5 protein-coding genes are annotated in these 5,135 nt (G+C 65.3%); 2 read left to right on the forward strand and 3 right to left on the reverse strand.

Translation table 11 applies throughout. From position 1 onward, the window contains the following. The first annotated feature begins 99 nt into the window (after positions 1–99). Positions 100–840 carry a hypothetical protein gene (locus tag BN903_RS13430; RefSeq protein ID WP_048078217.1) on the forward strand — a complete coding sequence of 247 codons (741 nt, stop codon included), beginning with the start codon at positions 100–102 and terminating at the stop codon, positions 838–840. Between the two features lie 126 nt (positions 841–966). Continuing rightward, on the forward strand, positions 967–2,349 hold the full coding sequence (locus BN903_RS13435; protein ID WP_048078218.1) for an APC family permease: 1,383 nt from the start codon (positions 967–969) through the stop codon (positions 2,347–2,349). Between the two features lie 37 nt (positions 2,350–2,386). On the opposite strand, the gene BN903_RS13440 is transcribed toward BN903_RS13435, so the two are convergent. From BN903_RS13440 to BN903_RS13450, 3 genes are all read right to left on the reverse strand, one after another. Then, positions 2,387–3,094, reverse strand: a complete 708-nt coding sequence (locus BN903_RS13440) for a universal stress protein (RefSeq protein WP_048078219.1) — start codon at positions 3,092–3,094, stop codon at positions 2,387–2,389. Between the two features lie 168 nt (positions 3,095–3,262). Beyond that, positions 3,263–4,747 carry a preprotein translocase subunit SecY gene (gene secY, locus BN903_RS13445; RefSeq protein ID WP_048078220.1) on the reverse strand — a complete coding sequence of 495 codons (1,485 nt, stop codon included), beginning with the start codon at positions 4,745–4,747 and terminating at the stop codon, positions 3,263–3,265. 1 nt (position 4,748) lies between these two features. Next, positions 4,749–5,135: uL15m family ribosomal protein (locus tag BN903_RS13450; RefSeq protein ID WP_048078221.1), on the reverse strand; the 387-nt coding region annotated here is incomplete at its 5' end.

The following is a 5,135-nucleotide window of genomic DNA, read 5'->3' on the forward strand; positions in this document are numbered from 1 at the left end:
AATGAGAGGCTTTTACGCGGGCGGCGCAGAATACGGACGTATGAACGGAGACGCCACGCGACGACGCGACGCGCTCGACAGTGAGACGGGGGGGCGAGGATGGTAAGTCCGGCCCGAGTGGACGCGATAACCGACATCGCGTACGGCGCGCTGATCGCCGTATCGATCGTACTCATCGCGACGACCCAGATGAACACCGTGGCGATGGCGTTCGGGATCGGCGTGTTCGCCTCGTACGTGATCCACGTCGTCTGGAAGATGGCGCGGTTCGACCCCGACTGGATGACCCGCGAGGTCGCAGATCAGGTCGGCAAACAGGTCGAAGAGAGCGTCGGCGAGACCGTCGACAAGGAGGTCGAGAAGACCGTGGGTGAGACCGTCAACAAAGAGGTGGAAAAGACCGTCGGCGAGACGGTGAGCAAGGAAGTCGAGAAGACCGTCGAGGAGACCGTCGGCGAGAAGGTCGAAGAGACGGTGAGCAAGGAGGTCGAGAAGAGCGTCGGCGAGACCGTCAACAAGGAAGTAAGCGGGGTCGCCGACGACGTCAGTAACACCGTCAGCGAGGAGGTGACCGGGAAGGTCGAAGAGACCGTCGGCGAGACGGTCGAGAAGACCGTCGAAGAGAAGGTCGGCGAAACTGTCGAAGAGACGGTCGAAAAGACCGTCGAAGAGAAGGTCGGCGAAACCGTCGAGGAGGCCGTCGAGGAGACGGTCGGCGAAACCGTCGAGAAAACCGTCGAAGAGACGGTCGAGAAGAAGGTCGAAGAGACGGTCGACGAGAAGGTCGATGCGGACGACGACACCGAAGCAAGCGGGAACGGCCGACGCGACGAGTCGTAGGCGGCTCCGACGGCCGCGGACGAGGGCCCGGTCCGAACGTCGGTGCCGTATCGGGAGGCCTGAGGCGCTTATTTTTGGGTTTTCGACGGTGATAAACCGCGAGAACGGGTACTAACGGATACGCGCATGGGGCACCACGACCTCGATCGGAGCCTCGGGTTGTACCCGACAATGATGATCAGTATGGGCGCGATGATCGGGAGCGGAATATTTGTCCTCCCGGCGCTGGGATACAAGAAGGCGGGGCCGGCGGTGATCCTCGCGTACGTGTTGGCCGCACTCGTCGTGTTGCCGGCCGCACTGTCGAAGGCCGAGATGGCGACGGCGATGCCCGAGTCCGGGGGAACGTACCTCTACATCGACCGGGCGCTCGGTCCGTTTTTCGGCACGATCGCCGGGATCGGCGCGTGGTTCTCGCTCGTTTTCAAGAGCTCGTTCGCGCTCGTCGGTCTCGGGGCGTACCTGCTGCTCTTCGCGCCGCTCTCGCAGGGCGCAGTGGTGTACGTCGCGCTAGCGCTCGGCGTTCTCGTCGTCGCGTTGAACGTCTCGGGGACCAAGATGAGCGGGCAGATCCAGGCGGTCATCGTTTCGCTTGTCGTCGCCGGGCTCCTCGCGTACGTCCTCAACGCGGGGTTCGTAGCCGACGCCGGCCGGTACACGCCCTTCGCGACAGAGGGGAACCTCGGGGTCGTCACCGCCGCCGCCTTCGTCTTCGTCTCCTACGCCGGCGTCACGAAGGTCGCAAGCGTGGCGGAGGAGGTGAAAGACCCCGGGAGGAACCTCCCCCGCGCGATACTCGGTTCGATGGGGATCATGACGGTCCTGTACGTCGCGGTCGTCGGCGCGGTCGTCGGACTGAGCGACCCCGACGTGCTGAACACGGGTGGGCCAGACGGCACGGCCTCCCTCACGCCGATGGCGGACGGTGCGAGCGAACTGTTCGGCGGTGCGGGGGTCGTGTTCGTTTCCGTGATCGCCGTCGTCGCGCTGACGAGCATGGCGAACGCCGGCGTGCTCTCCTCGTCGCGGTTCCCGCTCGCGATGAGTCGGGACGACCTCCTGCCGCCGGCGTTACGGACCATCGACGAGCGGTTCAAGACGCCCCGGAACTCCGTCCTGCTCACGGGAGTCGTGTTGCTGCTGCTCATCGCGTTCGTGCCGGTGATCGAACTGGCAAAGCTGGCGAGCGCGTTCCAGATACTCGTCTTCTCGATCATCAACCTCGCGCTGGTCGCGTTCCGGGAGGCCGACGTGCCGTCGTACCAACCCGAGTTTCGGGCCCCGGGCTACCCGTTCGTACAGGCGTTCGGCTTTCTCGCCGGAATCGGGCTACTCACGCAGATGGGGGGGCTGCCGATCCTCGGAGCGGTCGGGATCATCACGGCGAGCGCGCTGACGTACTTCGTGTACGGTCGCAGCCGGACCAACAGGACGGGAGCGATCGGGACGATCCTCAGCGATCGTCGCGATGAAGAGGACGACGAGGCCGCTCCGACGGAGCCGGAGTAGACGGACTGAGAACCGGGCAACGGCGTGCGAACCGGACTCAGTAGTCCCTGTTAACGAGTATCACCGGATCGCCGGTCTCGTCGGCGATCCGGTCCGCCAGCGTCCCGAAGACGCGGTCGCTCAGCGTGGACTCCGGCTCGTACATTACGACCGCGTCGTACTCGGCCGCGATTCGGAGGATCTCCTCGTCGTGTCCGTCGCCCTCGACGACCAGCGTGTCGAGCGACCCGGCGTCGAACCCGTCTTCGATCAGTCGCTCTCGCGTCTCCGAGACGACCGTCTCACCCCGCTCGCGGCGTTCCGCTCCCTCCACGACGTGGAACAGCGTGATCTCTTGGATGGAGTCCTCGCTCAGAACTCGAATGAACCGCGGGAGTCGATCGAACTCGGCAACGTCCGGGAGCGGCACGAGGATCCGGGCGATCCCCTCCGTCGGGGCGGGGTCGAGTTCGGCGGCACAGCCCTCTTCGGCCGCTACCTGCCGGATCGCGGCCGCGCGGTCCTTCCCGAACACCAACCGCGTTCGAACGGACGCTCCCGCGTCCACGAACCGTTCGGCGACCGCGTCGAGCGTCGCCTGCGCCGCCTCACCGAACTGTTCGCGCGCCGACCTGACCGGCGTCTGTTCCGGGAGATCGTAGTGGCCGAGGACCACGACCGAAAGCGACGAGAGGTCCTCGATCAACACCGGCGACAGAGGCTCGGGATCCGGCAGTTCGAGCGGAACGAGGATCGTGTCTGCCATGGTCCACGATTGACCGCCTAGGGCAATAAACGGGCAGACTCGAGGTCGGACGAACCGGGTCGCGAGACCGACGGGGCACCCCGTTGGGATGTCGGAACCGCGACGGATCGGGGACGCATCGCTGGGCCGTCGTGCGACGCGTGAAAAATGCGGTTCCGCGGATATCCGCTACTCGTTCCCGAACATCTGGCGCATCATCGGGTGCATCTCCATCAGCTGCTCTTCGGCGATCTCCTCGTAAAGCTTGTACGTGATAGAGACCGCCAGCAGCAGCCCGGTTCCGGAGACCTGACCGATGGTGCCGAGCAGGTTCGCCATCACGGCGAGCAACCCGACGAGGGCACCGCCGATGACGGTCACCTGCGGGATGTACCGCTCCATGACCTTCTCGACGACCTGCGGGTTCCGGCGGAACCCGGGGATCTGCATCCCGGAGTTCTGGATCTGTTTCGCCGTCGCCTCCGGTCCCATCCCGGTCGTCTCGACCCAGAAGATCGCGAAGATGGCACCGCCGACGATCATGAACGTCAGGTCGACGGCGAGCCGGATCCCGATCATCCACGGCTCGATGGACGCCGCCTCGAGTTCGCCGAGGAACCACATCCACTGGGTCCGCGCCTGAATGGGGTTCAGATAGTAGAACAGCCCGGAGATGGGCTGTCCCGCGTCGGTGTACGTGCCGAGCCACCCCGGCATCCCCGTCCACTGCGAAGAGAGGAGCTGGCCGAGGAACTGGATGTTCGCCTGTAGCGCGCGAACGAGGATCATCGGCAGGACGGACGCGTAGATGAGCTTCACCGGGAAGCGTCCGCGAGCCCCTTTCACGCGGGCGTGTGACAGCGGGATCTCGACGCGGACCGACTCCGCGTACACGACGATCCCGAAGATGAACACCGTGGTGAAAAGCGCCAGAATGTTCCCGGGATCGAACAGGAGATTCTGGAGCCCTTCGGCCGTGAACGGCGACATCGACACCGGCACGTCGCCGAATATCACGCCGTACCAGTTCGCGAAGAAGCCGGACGCGCCGAGCGCGGAGAAGCTGAAGAAACCGCCGACGATCTGCTGGCTCACCGACGCGATGATGAACAGCCCGACGCCGGAGCCGACCCCCCACTTGCTCACGATCTCGTCCATGAACAGGATGAGGACGCCGCCGACGAAGATCTGCGCGAAGATCAGCATCTGGACGCCGAACGTACCGATGCCGAGCGCGCTCCCGACCGCGTCGTCGGCCGGAAGGAAGGACCCGGTGAACACCATCGGTGCCGCCGTGAGGGCGGTGACGATGACCACGAGCAGCTTCTGGAGGCCCTGATAGAGGACCTGGTCACGCGGATCGTTCTCCGTGTCGAGTCCGAGGAGATTCGCACCGCCCAACAGCTGGAGGACGATGGACGCCGTGACGATCGGTCCGATACCGACCTGTAACAGCGAGCCGGACGAGCCGGCGAGCACCGACCGGAACTGCCCGAAGAAGTCAGACCCCTGCCCGACCGCCAACCCGAACGGGTTGATGTTGGTCAGGAAGAAGTAGACGATCAGAATTCCGGCCGTCCACGTGAGCTTCCGTTTGAACGGGACGTGCCCCGCGGGCCGCTCGACGACGGGCATCCGCGAGAGCACCGGTTCGGCGGCCTCCTTCCAGCTCATGTTACGCCTCGTCGTTCTCGTCGTCGGAAGTGTTTTCCGGTTCGTCAGCGGCGTCTTCGGCGCGCTCGGAGAGCGTCGCCTCGCCGCCGGCTTCCTCGATGAGCTCGACCGCGCCGGCGGTGAACGCGTCCGCCGTGACGCGAAGTTCCCGCCGAACCTGTCCGCCACCGAGTACCTTCACGACGTCCGCCTCGTGGCCGTCCTCGACGACGTCGCGCGCGTCGAAGACGTACGCGTCGCCGTCCTCCTCGGCGAGGTCCTCCGCGGCGTACAGCGCCGCGTCCTCGTCGAGCTTCTGGACCTTCACTTCGAGGACCTCCGTCTTGGCGTCCTCGGGACGCTTGAACCCGTGCTTGCCGAGCGGGCCGTAGTTGTGGTACTCGTGTTT

This window comes from Halorubrum sp. AJ67 (assembly GCF_000513435.1).

Bases quoted from the DNA above. Each gene is read 5' to 3' on its own strand.
- BN903_RS13430 (WP_048078217.1), top strand. From the start codon at position 100: ATGGTAAGTCCGGCCCGAGTGGACGCGATAACCGACATCGCGTACGGC.
- BN903_RS13435 (WP_048078218.1), top strand. From the start codon at position 967: ATGGGGCACCACGACCTCGATCGGAGCCTCGGGTTGTACCCGACAATG.
- BN903_RS13440 (WP_048078219.1), bottom strand. From the start codon at position 3,094: ATGGCAGACACGATCCTCGTTCCGCTCGAACTGCCGGATCCCGAGCCT.
- secY (WP_048078220.1), bottom strand. From the start codon at position 4,747: ATGAGCTGGAAGGAGGCCGCCGAACCGGTGCTCTCGCGGATGCCCGTC.